Origin of the sequence: Reinekea forsetii (genome assembly GCF_002795845.1) — a bacterium.
GTDB lineage: Bacteria > Pseudomonadota > Gammaproteobacteria > Pseudomonadales > Natronospirillaceae > Reinekea > Reinekea forsetii.
Map to the genome: position 1 here is coordinate 2,894,584 of NZ_CP011797.1, position 16,692 is coordinate 2,911,275.

General features: G+C 52.2%; 14 protein-coding genes. All 14 read right to left on the minus strand.

Annotation, left to right across the window (positions count from 1 at the left end; genetic code table 11):
* Positions 1-12: 12 nt before the first annotated feature.
* A complete protein-coding gene (locus tag REIFOR_RS13250) occupies positions 13-933 on the minus strand; it encodes a M23 family metallopeptidase (protein ID WP_100258017.1) in 921 nt (306 codons plus the stop codon).
* A 3-nt stretch (positions 934-936) separates the two neighbouring features.
* Complete coding sequence (gene lpxC / locus REIFOR_RS13255; protein WP_100258018.1) at positions 937-1,857, minus strand: UDP-3-O-acyl-N-acetylglucosamine deacetylase; 921 nt, start codon at positions 1,855-1,857, stop codon at positions 937-939.
* A gap of 88 nt (positions 1,858-1,945) precedes the next feature.
* Positions 1,946-3,118: a cell division protein FtsZ gene (gene ftsZ, locus REIFOR_RS13260; protein WP_100258790.1), complete on the minus strand. Its 1,173-nt coding sequence runs from the start codon at positions 3,116-3,118 to the stop codon at positions 1,946-1,948.
* 91 nt (positions 3,119-3,209) lie between these two features.
* Positions 3,210-4,439 carry a cell division protein FtsA gene (gene ftsA / locus REIFOR_RS13265; protein WP_100258019.1) on the minus strand — a complete coding sequence of 410 codons (1,230 nt, stop codon included), beginning with the start codon at positions 4,437-4,439 and terminating at the stop codon, positions 3,210-3,212.
* A gap of 19 nt (positions 4,440-4,458) precedes the next feature.
* On the minus strand, positions 4,459-5,205 hold the full coding sequence (locus REIFOR_RS13270) for a cell division protein FtsQ/DivIB (protein WP_100258020.1): 747 nt from the start codon (positions 5,203-5,205) through the stop codon (positions 4,459-4,461).
* Positions 5,206-5,218: 13 nt separating this feature from the next.
* The gene (locus REIFOR_RS13275) at positions 5,219-6,133 is read right to left on the minus strand and encodes a D-alanine--D-alanine ligase (protein ID WP_100258021.1); all 915 of its coding nucleotides are present in this window, start codon (positions 6,131-6,133) and stop codon (positions 5,219-5,221) included.
* Positions 6,130-7,575, minus strand: coding sequence for a UDP-N-acetylmuramate--L-alanine ligase (murC, locus tag REIFOR_RS13280; RefSeq protein ID WP_100258022.1), 1,446 nt, complete (start codon positions 7,573-7,575; stop codon positions 6,130-6,132). The genes REIFOR_RS13275 and murC overlap by 4 nt, the downstream gene beginning before the upstream one ends.
* Positions 7,572-8,648, minus strand: a complete 1,077-nt coding sequence (gene murG, locus REIFOR_RS13285; protein ID WP_100258023.1) for an undecaprenyldiphospho-muramoylpentapeptide beta-N-acetylglucosaminyltransferase — start codon at positions 8,646-8,648, stop codon at positions 7,572-7,574. Before murG ends, murC begins: the two co-directional genes overlap by 4 nt.
* Positions 8,645-9,823 (minus strand): putative lipid II flippase FtsW, encoded by a 1,179-nt coding sequence (gene ftsW, locus REIFOR_RS13290; RefSeq protein ID WP_100258024.1) that lies wholly within the window; start codon positions 9,821-9,823, stop codon positions 8,645-8,647. The genes murG and ftsW overlap by 4 nt, the downstream gene beginning before the upstream one ends.
* A complete protein-coding gene (gene murD, locus REIFOR_RS13295) occupies positions 9,820-11,157 on the minus strand; it encodes a UDP-N-acetylmuramoyl-L-alanine--D-glutamate ligase (RefSeq protein ID WP_100258025.1) in 1,338 nt (445 codons plus the stop codon). Before murD ends, ftsW begins: the two co-directional genes overlap by 4 nt.
* Positions 11,157-12,239: a phospho-N-acetylmuramoyl-pentapeptide-transferase gene (gene mraY, locus REIFOR_RS13300; protein WP_100258026.1), complete on the minus strand. Its 1,083-nt coding sequence runs from the start codon at positions 12,237-12,239 to the stop codon at positions 11,157-11,159. The genes murD and mraY overlap by 1 nt, the downstream gene beginning before the upstream one ends.
* A complete protein-coding gene (locus tag REIFOR_RS13305) occupies positions 12,239-13,582 on the minus strand; it encodes a UDP-N-acetylmuramoyl-tripeptide--D-alanyl-D-alanine ligase (protein ID WP_158524384.1) in 1,344 nt (447 codons plus the stop codon). The genes mraY and REIFOR_RS13305 overlap by 1 nt, the downstream gene beginning before the upstream one ends.
* A complete protein-coding gene (locus tag REIFOR_RS13310) occupies positions 13,572-15,023 on the minus strand; it encodes a UDP-N-acetylmuramoyl-L-alanyl-D-glutamate--2,6-diaminopimelate ligase (RefSeq protein ID WP_100258028.1) in 1,452 nt (483 codons plus the stop codon). The genes REIFOR_RS13305 and REIFOR_RS13310 overlap by 11 nt, the downstream gene beginning before the upstream one ends.
* Complete coding sequence (locus REIFOR_RS13315) at positions 15,023-16,690, minus strand: peptidoglycan D,D-transpeptidase FtsI family protein (RefSeq protein ID WP_100258029.1); 1,668 nt, start codon at positions 16,688-16,690, stop codon at positions 15,023-15,025. Before REIFOR_RS13315 ends, REIFOR_RS13310 begins: the two co-directional genes overlap by 1 nt.
* Positions 16,691-16,692 lie beyond the last annotated feature (2 nt).

Consider the following 16,692-nt stretch of genomic DNA (forward strand, 5'->3'; position numbering starts at 1 on the left):
TCTACTGAGGAATTAGAACCGAGCAACCCGGTTGATATATTTGGCAGGATCCACTGCCTTGCCATTAAACAGCACTTCGAAATGCACATGAGGACCTGTCGATCGGCCAGTACTGCCCATTAAGGATATTATATCCCCCTTGGTGACCACATCACCCAGCTCGACAAGAATCTCATCACAATGGGCGTAACGGGTTACGAAGCCATTGCCATGATTGATTTCGACCAATTTACCGTAACCTGACCGAGTTCCAGCCCAGGTAACTACACCAGAGGCGACTGAAACAATATCGGAGCCGTTTTTACCGGCGAAATCGACGCCTTCATGCCAGGCCAAGTTGCCTGAAAACGGATCGTTACGATAGCCGTAACGAGAGCTCATCCAGCCGCGTTTTATCGGCCGGCCAGCGACGAAGGTTTCGTTCTGGATTTTTCGGTCGCCCAGCAAGGAGTTCAACACCCGCAGCTGTTGCTCTCGATTATCAATCTGATTGGCCAACTCATCAAGAATATTGACAAAATCGGGGGCTTGATAATCGACAAATTCAGACTCTGGGCCGCCCACTGCAGGAGGAACAGAGAAATCGAATTCGCCCTTATCGAGACTGGCAACATCGACTAAGCGTTCACCGAGCGCATCGAGCCGGGTCAGCCGGGCCTGCAGCTGAGCCAGGCGGATACGCAGAGCGTTGATTTGCTCCTCAGTATAGACACGGGTTTTTTCAACCTGAGCCGCCTGATTTTCAATGCGGTCCAGCCAAATCAGCGAAGCATTTTGATCGACAATATCCGATTGGATCGGGCGCAGGTATTGATAGCCGAGGTATCCGGCCCCCGTTATTGTCGACACCAGCACAAATAAGACCGGCACTAACATCCAAACGGATACCATCGTGGAACGACCATGCTTGCTGCTGACCAGGATGATCTTCATCTATCAGGTACCCACAGCGATAACCGGCGCAAAAGCGATTGGCATTTGAGCTTCATTGGTATCGTCGTAGGTTGCGAATTCCCAAGCATCGGGGTTCTTTAACAGCTCCCGTAGGAGAATATTATTCAACCCGTGGCCTGATTTATAGCCGACAAATCGCCCGATCAGGCTATGACCCAGCAGATAGAGGTCGCCGACTGCATCAAGGACCTTGTGCTTGACGAATTCATCTTCGTAGCGCAGACCATCTTCGTTGAGGACGCGATAGTCATCCACGGCAATAGCATTATTCACGCTGGCGCCAAGGGCCAGGTTATTCGCTCGCAGGTACTCAAAATCGCGCATAAAGCCGAAGGTGCGCGCGCGCGACACTTCTTTTACAAAGGCGGAGGTCGAGAACTCAAATTCGGTCACCTGTGAGCGATTTCGAAACACAGGATGATCAAAATCGATGGTGAATTTGATGTTGAAGCCGTCATAAGGTTCGAAACGGGCAAATTTATCGCCATCTTGAACGTTGATCGATTTCAATACTCGAATAAAACGCTTGGGCCGTTCCTGTTCCACAATGCCTGCTGACTGCAGCAAAAACACAAAAGGACCTGCACTGCCGTCCATTATCGGGACTTCCGGGGCGCTGACCTCGATAAAAGCATTATCGATACCAAGTCCGGCGCAGGCCGACAGCAGGTGTTCGACGGTATCAACACTGACATCGCCATTTACCAATGTCGTAGACAAAGTCGTGTCACCCACGTTCAGGGCGTGGGCTTTAATTTCAACTGGGACCTCTAAATCGGTCCGCACGAAGACTATACCAGTGTCGACCGGCGCTGGCTTCAAGGTTAAATAGACCTTTTTGCCCGAGTGTAATCCTACACCCGTAGCTTTAATCGTATTTTTCAGGGTTCGCTGATTGACCATTTGGTGACTGATACCACATTTAAGACTTACAAGCCTTCCATTCTAGCAGAACAGTTGCCATGAACAAAAGATTTACAGCCGATTACACTCAATCGGCTTGGCGACGCAGAAATGCCGGAATATCAAGATAATCCAAATCTTTCAGAGTTTTAACCGGCTTTGGCCCGCTCACCTCATCGGATGCTCGGCTAGACGCGGCTAAGCGAGTGCCTGTAGGCCGATCGAGTTTCGTGTAATCAATGGAGCCATCGCTGCGTCGGGTGTTGTCGATCGCAACCTTTGGCTTGGACACTACCTTGACCGGGGCTTCACCAATACCGGTGGCAACGACGGTAACGCGAATTTCATCTTCCAAGCTTGGGTCGATGACCGTACCGACCACGATAATGGCATCTTCAGAGGCAAATTCTTCAATGGTATTACCCACTTCGGTAAATTCATCCAACCCAAGGTCAACGCCAGCGGATACGTTCACTAGGATGCCCCGCGCACCACTTAGGTCGACATCTTCCAGCAACGGGCTACGAATGGCCATTTCGGCGGCGCGCTGGGCACGGTTTTCACCAGATGCTCGGCCACTGCCCATCATTGCCATTCCCATTTCAGCCATGACCGTGCGCACATCGGCGAAATCGACGTTGATCATACCCGGACGGACGATTAGATCGGCCACGCCCTGAACGGCATTCAACAACACGTTATTGGCTTCACCAAAGGCTTCGAGCAGGGTCACATTTTTGCCCAATACACTCAATAGCTTGTCATTTGGAATAGTTATTAGCGAATCGACATGCTGACGCAATTCTTCCATGCCCTCATTGGCCACTCGCATGCGTCGTCGGCCCTCGAATGGGAACGGCTTGGTCACAACAGCAACGGTCAGAATACCCAACTCTTTGGCAATTTCAGCCACCACAGGGGCAGCACCGGTGCCAGTGCCGCCACCCATGCCAGCGGTAATAAAGACCATATCAGCACCCTTAAGGATTTCCTCAATCTGCTCACGATCTTCAAGTGCCGATTGGCGACCAACCTCGGGATTGGCGCCAGCGCCGAGACCCCGAGTAATGCTATTACCCAGCTGCAATGAAGTTGCCGCGTTAACACTGCGCAACGCTTGGGCGTCGGTATTGGCGCAAATAAACTCAACGCCCTCCACATTGCGTTCAAGCATATGCTTAACTGCATTTCCGCCGCCGCCACCGCAACCAAAAACCTTGATAATTGCATTTTGTGGCTGCTCATCGACCAGCGTGAACATATCGTTATTTTTTGTGTCGTTATCGTATGTAGACATTGTGTGGCTCCTATTTAGATTATCAGTGCCGCCTGACCGGCACACCCTGAATTTTTTAAAAATTTTCTGAAATCATTTGTTTGAATTTCTGCCAACCGGATACTTTGGCTCTGGATTTCTTGTGATTCCCGCTGTGCAATTGGCGCAATGCATATTGCAGCAGGCCAACTCCGGTCGCGTGAATCGGGTTGTTGACGACATCGGACAACCCTGATATGCCATAGGGCGTGGCCAGTCGCACTGGAACATGAAATACTTCTTCGGCCAACTCGACCGCCCCTTCCATTTTTGACGTACCACCGGTTAAAACGATACCGGCGGGAATCATGTCTTCAAAACCGCTGCGTCGCAGCTCAGCTTTGATTAATGAAAATAATTCTTCGTAGCGTGGTTCAACTACTTCGGCCAGCGCCTGCCGGGTTAACTCCCGAGCGCCCCGATCGCCAACACTCGGCACCTTGATAGTTTCATGCTCGCCAGCCAATTGAGACAGCGCACAGGCATATTTTATTTTTATATCCTCAGCGTGCTGAGTCGGCGTGGCAAAGGCCATGGCAATGTCGTTGGTGACCTGATCGCCAGCAATCGGAATGACCGCAGTATGTCGGATGGAACCGTCAGTAAAGATCGCCATATCGGTGGTGCCACCACCGATATCAACCATACATACACCTAATTCTTTTTCGTCATCAGTCAAAACCGATTGGGCTGACGCCAGTTGCTCAAGGATAATTTGATCAACTTCTAAACCACAGCGACGAACGCACTTTTCAATATTTTGCACCGCATTCTGTGCACCCGTGACGATATGAACCTTTGCTTCCAAACGCACGCCACACATCCCAAGGGGTTCTTTAATGCCCTCTTGGCTATCGATAATATATTCCTGAGGCAGCACATGTAAAATATGTTGATCAGCTGGTATCGCCACGGCCTTAGCCGCATCGGTCACCCTTACTAAGTCTGCTTCAGCTACTTCTTTATCTTTGATGGCGACAATACCGTTACTGTTTAAGCTGTTTATGTGACTGCCGGCGATGCCGACATAAACCGAGTGAATGTCGCACCCAGACATCAATTCCGCTTCTTCGATCGCGCGCTGAATACTTTGGATCGTGGACTCAATATTAACCACGACACCCTTCTTCAATCCGCGTGATGGATGTGACCCAAGACCGATGATTTCCAACCCACCCGCAGCAGTTACGCTGCCAACAATTGCCACTACCTTGGACGTACCAATGTCCAAGCCAACGAGCATTTTTCCTTTATGGGGCGATGTCATACTCAACCTCTGTTGCCAATTAACTCGCAATTCGTATCGCGATTCCGTTTGGATATCGCGCATCAATATATTCTATTCGTTCACTGCTATAGGCTTCTGACTGCAACAACCTAACGACGCGTCGACTTCTTTCCAACACATTTCGTTCACCTAAAGCGATGGTCAAGCCGTCGTCCATTTGGACGTACCATGACCCTCGGGCCTGCATGCTAACCTGGACTAACTGAGCTCCTAGTGCCGCAAAGATCTGCGTAAACTGCAGATACTGTTCCATCACTCGAGCCGCGCTGTTGTCAGGCCCTCTCAGGCTGGCCAAATCTAAACTGACCAACGGCTTGTCCAGAGGTACGGCCTTACTATTTAATACTTGTTGACCGTTCCATAATGCAATCGGCTCGTGCTCAACCAATGCCACGGAAATTGTACCAGGCCAAATTTTTACAACACTTGCCTGAGCTATCCATGGCAATCTTTCTAAATCACGCTGTACATCAAGCAAATCTAAAAACAGCAGACTACGTGTTAAATACCCCTGCAACACGCCTTCAACAGCCAAACTATTTTGAAACTTTAATGGCTCTGCAATGGCATAAACCTGCAGCGGCATAGGCTCCCATTTCAGCCCAGACAGCCAGTTAATCGAGAACACACAAGCTGTCAAAACAACCCCCCCAACCACCACCTTTGCACTGAACAGGGCCCACTTTCGTATTGGCAACGACGCCTTTCGTCGCGTCGCGCCATTTGATTTTTTCTTAGCCGCCACTTCAATCTTCTTCCTATTTAACCGTTGCTAACAGCTTGTGCATCAACTCCGGTAGGTCCCAACCGTATGCCGAGGCCGCCTTCGGCACCAGACTGTGGTCGGTCATACCGGGTATGGTATTTACCTCCAGAACTTGCAACGCGCCTTGGCCATCCATCATCAGATCAACCCGACCCCAACCTGTGCAACCTAAGGCAGCAAAGGCCATTAACGACATCGCCTGCACAGCGCCTTCCAGTTCGGCACTTAGCCCGCTGGGTAAGTGATATTCGGTATCCTCACTTACATATTTAGCATCATAATCGTAGAACCGAGCATGGGGCTTAAGCCTGATAACCGGCAACACCTCGGCACCAATAATGCCCACCGTATACTCAGGCCCGTCAACAAATTGCTCGACCAAGACCTCCGTGTCGTGGTTCAGTGCCTCAGTCACCGCGGACATAAATTCGCCTTGATTGTCCGCCCGACCAATCCCAATACTTGAGCCTTCACGTACCGGCTTAACAAATACCGGGTAGCACAGTCGAGCTTGGTGAATCAAGGCGTCTGCTTGGCTGCGCACAACCACGAAGTCTGGCGTGGGCACGCCTCCGGTTTTAAAAATCATCTTGCTGCGCAGCTTGTCCATCGCGATCGCCGAACCCATCACACCACTACCGACGAAAGGTATTCCCACCCATTCCAACAAGCCTTGTAAGACTCCATCTTCACCCATTCGACCGTGCAGAACGGGAAACACAACATCTGGTTTATGCTCGGCCAACCAGGGCAGTAGTAGACTCCGATCAACCAAATCCAGTTCGACCACTTCATACCCTGCCGTCAGCAATGCTTTAATGACGGTTCGGCCACTAAGCAAAGCCACCTCACGTTCGGCTGACAATCCGCCAAACAAGACGGCTACTTTGTTAAATCTTGTGCTCATGCAGTTTTAAACCCCAAGCCTTGCTTCGCAATCTCCAGCGAGAGCGCGCCAATATCGCCGGCACCCTGGGTCAATAACAAATCTCCGTCCTGCAGTATATCGGGCAGGATGGTTAAAATATCTTCGATCCGTTCAACAAAAATTGGATCTACTCGGCCTCGTTGACGAATACTGCGACACAGGCTTCGACTGTCTGCACCATTAATGACCGGCTCACCGGCGCTGTATACATCGAGCAACAACAGCACGTCCACCTTTGAGAGCACCTCGACAAAGTCTTCATACAGGTCCCGAGTACGACTATATCGGTGCGGTTGAAAAACACTAACGAGTCGTCGTTCCGGCCAACCGGCTCGAATAGCGTCCAGGGTAACCTGCAATTCCTTCGGATGATGACCGTAGTCATCTACCAACATTATTTTACCCTTGCGTGTATCAAACTCGCCCTGTACTTGAAAACGTCGACCAACGCCTTCGAACTCTGCCAGACCTTGCACGATTTGCGCATCCGATACGCCTTCATCGGTTGCTACTGCTATAACGGCCAAAGCGTTGAGAACATTATGGTCACCGGGCATATTCAGGCAAATATCTAGATTTTCTTTCTGCCGACGGCATACGGTGAAACGTGTTGTTAGCCCCTCTTGAGCAATATTTATTGCGCGCACATCCGCGTCAGCGTTAAAACCATAGGTCACCATCTGCCGCCGTACCAAGGGCATTATCGACTGCACATGGCTATCATCCGAACACAATACAACCAAGCCGTAGAAGGGCACGTTGTGCAAAAATTCAATATAGGCTTTCTTAAGTTTTTCAAAATCACCGTCATAAGTGCTCATATGATCGGCGTCGATATTGGTTACAACGGCGGTCATCGGTTGGAGATGTAAGAATGACGCATCGCTTTCATCTGCCTCGGCGACCAGATACCGGCTGGTGCCCAGGCGTGCATTGCTGCCTGCGCTGTTTAGCTTGCCACCGATAATAAAGGTTGGATCAAACTCGCCCTTGGCCATCACCGACGCCATTAATGATGTGGTGGTGGTCTTGCCATGTGCGCCAGCAATTGCGATACCATGACGATAGCGCATCAACTCAGCCAACATTTCGGCACGCCGCACGACAGGAATCCGCTTATTTAACGCCCAGCCAATCTCGGCGTTCTCGGCATCAATGGCACTTGAGACGACGACAACGTCAGACCCAATGACATTGTCTTCATGATGACCGATGACCACACTGATGCCGATCGACTGCAGCCGCTGTGTAGTCGCGGTTGCACGCAGATCCGAGCCGCTAATCTGATAGCCTTGGTTGCACAGCACTTCAGCGATGCCACACATACCTACGCCACCAATGCCGACAAAATGAATACGTTTGATGCGCCGCATTTCTGGAATCGGAAAACTTTCTTTGTTTTTTAGATCACAATTTGTCATAAGGCTCTACTCTCTATAACGTCCTGAACAACCTTCACTATTCGCTCAGCAGAATCGCGTATACCCAACTGCCAAGCCCTTTGTGCGCTGTCAATTAAAGCAGGTCGAGTATCATTCCAATAATCCAATCGTGCGGCTAATTGCTCGGCACGTAAGTCGGTTTGTTCAAACCACTCTGCTGCCTGTGCTGCACAAAGCCATTGGGCGTTGCGGTACTGTTGTTTGTCGACATGCCATGGGTAAGGAATAAGAATTGCCGGTACACCCACCACGGCTAATTCTGAGACAGTAGATGCACCGCTGCGCGCTATTACCAAATCACACCAGGCATAGGCCGCCGCCATATCATCGATAAACTCAACTACGGTCGCCGCCAATCCTAAGTCTTGATAAGCTCGCTGTGTGGCGTCACGTTTGCCTTGTCCGGTTTGGTGCCATATTTCGAGTCGGGCCTGGGTTTTCGCAGCGGCCACAGCCGCGGGTAGCAATTCATTAATAGCCAGAGCGCCCTGTGAGCCGCCTAACACCAGCAAACGCAACTTAGTGTGCTGACCCAGCAGCCGCTCTTGCGGTTGCGCCATGGCGCATAGAGCGGCACGCACCGGGTTACCAACCACCTCATAATCGGCGCTGAAGGTATTTGGAAATGCTTGTAATATGCGCGTGGCTTTAGGGGCCATCTTTTCATTGGTCAAGCCCGGCACGCCGTTTTGCTCGTGCAAGATGATCGGCGTCTGCAATAACCACGCGGCAATCGCACCTGGAGCTGAGGCGTATCCGCCAAAGCCAATGACCAGATCAGGCTTTTCGTGCCGAAAAATCAACAAGCTGGCCACCAGTGCGCGCACAAGATTGAACGGCGCTAACAACTTGCGCAGGCGCCCGCCATGCCATGCTGTGACGGGTAAGGCGCAAAATTTGAAGCCCAAGCTGGGCACGATGGTGTTTTCCATGCCCCGGCGAGAGCCAAGCCAACGGATCTGATAACCATTCGCTTGGAGTTCCTCGGCAACCGCGGCCGCAGGGTAGATGTGACCGCCCGTGCCGCCGGCCATTAGCATTATTTTAGTCATCTGGTCGGCTCCAATCGATGCGTTTCAGCATGAATGCGATTGACCAGAGCGATGAGGCAAATGCTGACAATAAGGCTGGTACCACCGGCGCTTATAAAGGGCAGTGTTAGTCCCTTGGTAGGCAGTAAGCCGGTGTTAACCCCTATATTGATAAAGGCCTGCATTGTAAAAAGGATGCCAATGCCATAACTGCAATAGGCGCCAAAGAGGTTGTCCTTAATTTCGGCTAAACGACCGACACTAAAGATTCTGTGGATCATTAGCGCATAAAGCGCGATCAAAGCCACGATGCCAAATAGGCCCAATTCTTCAGCGATTATTGCGACAATAAAATCATTGTGGGCTTCTGGTAAATAAAAGAGTTTTTGTATTGAATTGCCTAGGCCCACACCAAACCACTCACCCCGGCCGAAGGCAATTAACGACTGGGTCAATTGGTAACCACTGCCATAAACATTTTCATCAGACCACGGGTTGCGAAATGCCAACAGGCGTTTAACGCGGTAAGACTCTGATAAGGCCATCGCAATAACTAGGGCGAGCGCGCCAAACATGGTCAACAAAAATTGCATGGGTTTGACACCACCCAAAAATAACATACCGAGAATAGTGCCCAAGATTACCACGACTGAACCAAAGTCAGGCTCCAACAATAACAGGGCCACAACCACCAGCAGAACGAGCAAGGGCCGTGCGAAACCGTAAAAGCTACTGATGACCTCTGCACGACGGCGCACAAGATAGGCACCGACATATAAAATCATACTAACCTTGGCCAGTTCAGACGGCTGAAAGCCGATCGGCCCCAAATCGATCCAGCGACGTGAACCCTTAATCTCTTGTCCGATGCCTGGAAGCAACACCAACACCAATAACAAAAAACCAGCCAACAAGAAGAAAGCGCTGTGCCGCTGCCAAACCGCGGCAGGGACCACGGAGACCATTAACCCACCGAAGGCGCCAATAAGCATGTAGATGCCATGACGCAGGACGAAATGATAGGGCACGTCAAATAGCTGTTCGCTGACATCAATGCCCGCCGAGGCAATCATCACCAGTCCGAACAAGAGCAGAGCGAAACAGCTGCCGATCAGCACCACGTCGGGCTGCCACATGGGCTGATAATTAAGGTCTAATCTATTAGGCGCCAGAGGCATCTGCTTTTGCATAGTCATGCGAGCGCCTCCACCCAGGTTACGAATTGACGACCACGCTGTTCGAAGTTCGTAAACTGATCAAAACTCGCACAGGCTGGTGATAACAACAGCACATCACCCGCTTGCACTATTGCCTTGGCCTGGGCTAGCGCGTCGAACATGGATTCTACATAAGTGGCCTGCGGCGCCACGTCGGTGAAGCGCGACTGGTCTTCGCCATAGACAAACACCGCCTTGCAATGAGCGGCGATCGCTGGTGCCAGCGGACCGAGCTCCTGACCCTTGGCCTGACCACCAAGCAACAGTACGATGGCCTTACGGTCGGCTTGGGCCAGGCCGGTTAGCGCAGCTAAGGTCGAGCCAACATTAGTTGCTTTGGAATCGTTAAAGTATCGAACGCCCGCAAGCTCACGAATTAACTGGCAGCGATGCGGCAAACCACTAAAGTTGCGCAACGCAGCCAAGGTATGCTCGCGCGGATTCTGAACCGCATCGGCCAAGGCCAACACGGCCAGCGCATTGGCAATATTATGACGCCCCGGCAAGGCCAACACAGAGGTTGGCAGCAATGCGTTTAACCCCAAGGCCAGACAAGTTCCGGATGGGGTTTCGAGTAAGCCATATTGTTTGAGATCGGGACGGGTCAGGGCAAAGCTGGCTACCTTGACGTTCGGTGCGACCAACGGCTGGGTGAGCAAATCTTGGCGATTGAACAGCGCCTGCTTGGCACCAAAGTAGATACGCTGCTTGGCCTGTTGGTAACGCGCCATCGAATCGTATCGATCCATATGGTCTTCAGACACATTGAGGATGGTCGCTATATCCGCGCCGACACTCGGGAGCAGTTCCAGTTGAAAGCTCGACAATTCCAAAACGGCTACATCGAACATTTGATCCGCGACATCCAGAACCGGTTGACCAATATTACCGCCGATCAATACGCTGCGCCCGCTGCGCTGTATGGCCTCACCCAACCATTGAGTAACCGTTGATTTGGCATTTGAACCGGTAATGGCCACGACTTGACCGGTGAACTCGCTCAAAAATAGTTCGATATCACTGGTGACGCGCGCGCCGGCCTTGATAGCGGCCTGCACCGCAGGCGTGTGCAGAGCAACCCCAGGGCTCATTACCAGGACATCCGCCTGCTCAAACTGCTCTATATCAAAGCCACCGACCTGCACATCCATATCCGGAAACTGCGTTTTCACCTCGGCCAGGTTCGGTGGATTGGTGCGACTGTCGGTCACGGCAACCCACTTGCCCCGCGCCGCTAAATAACGCACACAGGACAGCCCGGTCAATCCAAGACCCACTACCAAATACTTAGTGTCGGCGCCTATTAGTGTCATTAGCGGATCTTCAACGAAGCTAAACCAATCAAGACCAGAATCACGGTAATAATCCAAAAACGGACTATGATGCGTGGCTCCGGCCAACCTTTTAATTCGTAATGGTGATGTAGGGGCGCCATCCTGAAGATGCGCCTCCCGGTCATTTTGTATGAGCTGACTTGGATAATCACGGACAGAGTTTCGGCGACGAAAATACCGCCCATAATAAAAAGTACTAATTCCTGGCGCACGATGACGGCCATCACGCCCAACGCAGCGCCGAGTGCCAACGAGCCCACATCGCCCATAAAGACCTGCGCCGGGTAAGTGTTAAACCATAGAAAGCCTAAACCAGCGCCCACCAAGGCAGAGCAAAATACAATTAACTCGCCAGTGCCGGCAACATAGGGAATTTGCAGATAGTCGGAATAGACTGAATTACCGGTGACGTAGGCGAACACGCCGAGTGCGCCACCGACCAAAACCGTTGGCAAGATGGCCAAACCATCTAAGCCGTCGGTTAGATTCACGGCGTTGGACGTACCGACAATCACGAAGTAGGTCATGGCAATATAGAGCCCACCCATCGGCAGGGCGATGTCCTTGAAAAAGGGCACAAAAAGGGTCGTTTCGTCTGGTGTCGTGGCAGAGTAAAACAGCACCATTGCGGCAAACAGGCCGAAGCCTGACTGCCATAGAAATTTGGCTTTGGCAGATAGGCCCTTGCTATCTCGTTTGACCACCTTACGATAATCGTCCACCCAACCGATGCCGCCGAATCCAGCGGTAACCAGCAAGGTGATCCAGACATAACGATTGCTAAGGTCCGACCAGAGCAACACGGAACTGATCACCGAGATAATGATCAACGCACCGCCCATGGTCGGAGTGCCAGCCTTGGCCAGATGACTCTGAGGGCCATCACTGCGGATAGACTGACCGATCTGATGATGTTTCAATAACCGAATCAATTTCGGACCCAAAATCAACGACACAGCCAATGCTGTTAACACGCCGAAAATGGCCCGCAAGGTAAGGTATTGCAGCACCTGGAAGCCAGCATCAAGTTGCTCTAAAAAAGGCGTGAGCCAAACAAACATTAGGATTTCCCTCTCAGAGCGTCGATCACCCGGTCCATACCAGAACTGCGTGATCCCTTAACCAAAATGGCTGTATTATGATTTATTGTTGCTGGCAACTCGGCCAGTAATTCGACTACTGATTTGAAATGTCGCCCACCAAAGGCCGCTGACATCGCACTAGCCTGTTCGCCAGCGCTCCACAACTGGCCGATCTTACCTATAGCATATTGGCCCACCGCCCGGTGATGCGCTAAAGACTCGGCACCCAGCTCAGCCATGTCGCCGGCGATTAACAATGTCTCTCCGCCTATGTCTGCCATGACATCGATGGCCGCTTCAAATGAAACTGGATTGGCGTTGTAGGCATCGTGAATCAACGCACCGCCATGTTTCGACTCAACCGGCTGCATACGGCCCGGCTCTGGCTGCATGGCACCAAGGCCATTGGCGATGTCAGGGGCTGACGCACCAGCCAGCCAAGCGGTCGCTGCAGCCGCCGCCGCATTGAGCGCCATATGGCGACCAAGCATGGGCCAGCTGACAGCAATATTGCCGTCCGGCAAGCTAAGGCTAAAATCACTGCCCTGCCCGGTGCTGGTAAATGCCAGCAAACGAACATCGGCGTCGAGATGCTGTCCAAAGCTGATTGTTCGACGCTTACCGGCTCGCTTGACCCAATAGGCAAAGGCCGGATCATCCCGGTTGAACACACAACCCCCAGCGATGTCGGTCGTGTCGATGATTTCACCCTTGGCCATGCGCACACCATCAAGCCCGCCAAAACCGTCGGTATGGGCTATGCCGGCATTGATAATCAGGCTGATATGGGGCCGCGATATGCTACCCAACCAATCTATTTCACCAGCAGCATTGGCGCCAAATTCAAGCAAGACTCGCAAGTCCCGATCGGACAGACGGAACCAGGTTTTGGCCACACCTATATCGTTGTTGAAATTGCCTTGAGTCGACAATAGGCCCGGCTGCAAGGCGAGAATATGCTCCAGCATGGCCCGGGTTGAGGTCTTACCGGCACTGCCGGTCAAGGCGATCACTGGGCCGGTAAACCGATCGCGCAGCGCACTGGCCAGACAACCCAAAGCTCGCTTGGTGTCACTCACCACCAATTGAGGAATCGCCAGATCGGCTATTAACTGCTGTACCACAACAGCACACGCACCCTTTTCTATCGCCGCACTTAAATAGTGGTGACCGTCATACAGGGGACCGACAAGAGCAACATAGATGTCACCTTTATTGATCGAACGGGTATCGGTGGAAATGTCATCTATAACCGCATCAACGCCGATTAGCTGACCGGTGCATGCCAGCGCCCAATCGGACAGTTTTAGATTAGTCAACATCGAGCGCCTCCTGCCAATTAATAACCGTTTCCTGGTCGGAAAAGGGATGCCGGATACCATCGATTTCTTGGTAATTTTCGTGACCCTTGCCCGCTATTAAGACCACATCGGTCGCACTGCAACTAGCCAATGTCTGGGTAATGGCCTGCTTGCGGTCATTGATGATTCGATATTCGGCTGTGGCATCAAAACCCTGACAAATTTCGGCAATAATCTGCTCTGAACGTTCGGTGCGAGGATTATCATCGGTCACCACAACAAAATCGGCCAACTCAGCAGCGACCTGGGCCATCTGCGGACGCTTGCCACCATCGCGATCGCCACCACAACCAAAGATCACCACCAGACGACCACTGACGTGCTCACGACATGCCTGCAAGGCCTTCGCCAAGGCATCGGGCGTATGGGCATAGTCGACCACGACGCAGGGCGCATACTTTAAACGGATGGTTTCCATACGACCCTTCACTGGACTGCAGTTGGAGATAATGCGGGCTGCGGTATTCAACGGCACCTGTTCGGCCAACATTAGGGCGAAAGCTGCCAAGGCATTGCTAAGATTGAACCGGCCCAGCAAGCGTAAATTTAAATCAACGATACCCTGGGGCGTCTGCACGGTGGCATCAATGCCGGCTTCGTGGCAGCGAATTGATAAGGCCTGAACGGTCGCAGGACGCTCTAGGCTGTAAGTATAAATATGTTCGGCGGTGATCGTGGCTAAGTGATCTTGTACCCAAAGATCATCGATATTCACGATGGCGTTGGTCAGGCCGGGCCAGTTCAACAACTGCCATTTGGCTGCGCCATAAGCGGCCATGGTGCCATGATAATCGAGATGGTCGCGGCTCAGATTGGTGAACAGAGCGCTACGGAAATGCACGCCGTCAACCCGACCCTGAGTCAAACCATGGGAGGACACTTCCATGGCGCAATACTCGGCGCCCTGCTGCTGCTGGCGGGCCAGCTCTATGTGCAAGCGCACCACATCGGGGGTGGTGTTGCGGGTTTCACTGAGCTGACCCCAGAGACCCTGGCCGTTGGTACCAATGATGCCGCAGCGCTTACCCAAGAAATCGAGTGATTGGGCGATATATTGACAGGTAGAGGTCTTACCGTTGGTGCCGGTAATACCGATCATACTGAGCTGTTCGGTCACTGAACCGTAGAAGCGATGGGTTAGATCACCCAGCCGTCCAGCAAGGTTGTCAATGACACATATCGGCACGGCACCTTGCGGCTGGGGCACGGCTCGCTCGCATAGGATGGCGACTGCACCATTGGCTAGCGCCGCGTCAATAAAGTCGTGTCCATCTAGGACATGGCCTTTCAAGGCGACAAAAATAGATCCTCGAGTCACCTCTCGGCTGTCCAGAGTGATGTCGAGCGCGCGCACGCCAGCGAGGTCATGGCACTCCGGTAACCAATCCAACATAGAGATCATTAGTAGGACCCCGCTTCGGCCAGAGGCGATGAGTCAGGTCGAATATTCAATAGGGGCATGGCCTGTTCCATAATGCCCTTAAATACCGGTGCGGCGACTTCACCACCGTAGTAGGCATCATCTGGCGGCTCGTTGATCACCACGACAGTAACGATGCGCGGATTGATCGCCGGGGTAATGCCGACAAAGGATGAGACATATTTTGCATCCTCGTAGCCCGAAGCACCCACCTGGTGAGTCGTACCCGTCTTGCCTGCTACGCTGTACCAATCCAGTTTGCCCCGAGTAGCGGTACCACCGGGTTGCACAACCGTTTCCATCATCTTTATCACGGCTTGAGCTGAAGCGGCACTGACCACCTGCATACCCGTCTCGCCGGATGACACGCCTTGAATAAGACGCGCATTCACCCGGCGACCATTATTGGCCAGCGTGGCATAGGCCTGCGCCAGATGCAGCGGCGTCACTGCCATACCGTAGCCATAAGCGAGCGATCCTTGGATAACACTGTCCCAGCGCATCGGGTTGGGCAATGAACCGGTGGCTTCGCCCGGATAACCTAAACTTGTTGTTTCACCCAATCCGAAGTTATAGAGCGCTTGCCAGAATTCTTCTTTGGGTATGTTTTCGGCAACCTTAACAATGCCCACATTGCTGGATTTCTTAATGATCTGGGTTGCACTCAAAGTGCCGTAATTCTTGAAATCGCGGATAGTATATTTGCCCAAGCGCATACGGCCCGGACTGGTGTTGATCTGACTGTCGACCTTTACAACGCCTGCATCCAGAGCAATTGCCATGGTCAAGGGCTTCATTACTGAGCCGGGTTCAAATAGGTCGGTTAGCGCGCGGTTGCGCAAGGCCTCAGGCAAGAGCGAACTTCTATCATTGGGGTTGTAACCGGGTTGATTGACTAGAGCCAAGATATCGCCAGTGTGAATATCCATCATCACTACAGAACCGGAGGCCGCGCCCATGCTCGCTACCGCTTGCTTGAGTTCGCGAAAGGCCAGATATTGCAAGCGCAAGTCTATTGTCAGCACCAGATTCTCACCCGGCTGCGCCGCCAAAATTTCGCCCACATCCCGCACTGAACGTCCGAGCAAATCGCGAATCACCTCTTTCTTACCAGCGACAGAGGCAAGCTGCCGCTCAAAGGCCAACTCGATGCCTTCCTGACCTCGATCATCGACATCGGTAAATCCGCTGAGATGGGCTGCGACTTCGCCGGTAGGATAGAAACGTTTATATTCTTGCTGACCGTAAACACCGGGCAGCTTCATATCGAGAATGACCTGGGCCTGGTCGGGGGTCATTTGACGGCGCACAAACATAAAGGCGCGATGTGCGTCGGCCCGTCGAATGAGGGTTTTAACCTGGACCTGGGCCGCTTCGGCCAAAGCCGGCAAATCGGTAGGGTCTAACTCACGCGGATCGGCCCAGACAGATATGACCGGCGTACTCACGGCAATGGGCTCGCCATAGCGATCCGACAACATGCCACGCGGTGCATTAACCACTTCGCTTCGCTGCCAGCGAGAAGTTCCTTCTGAGATCAGAAAGTCTTTTTGCATCACTTGCAGATACACCACACGCCAAAGCGTCACCGACACTAAGGCCAGCAAAACTATTTGTACTGTGGTGTAACGCCAACGAGTTTGCACCATGT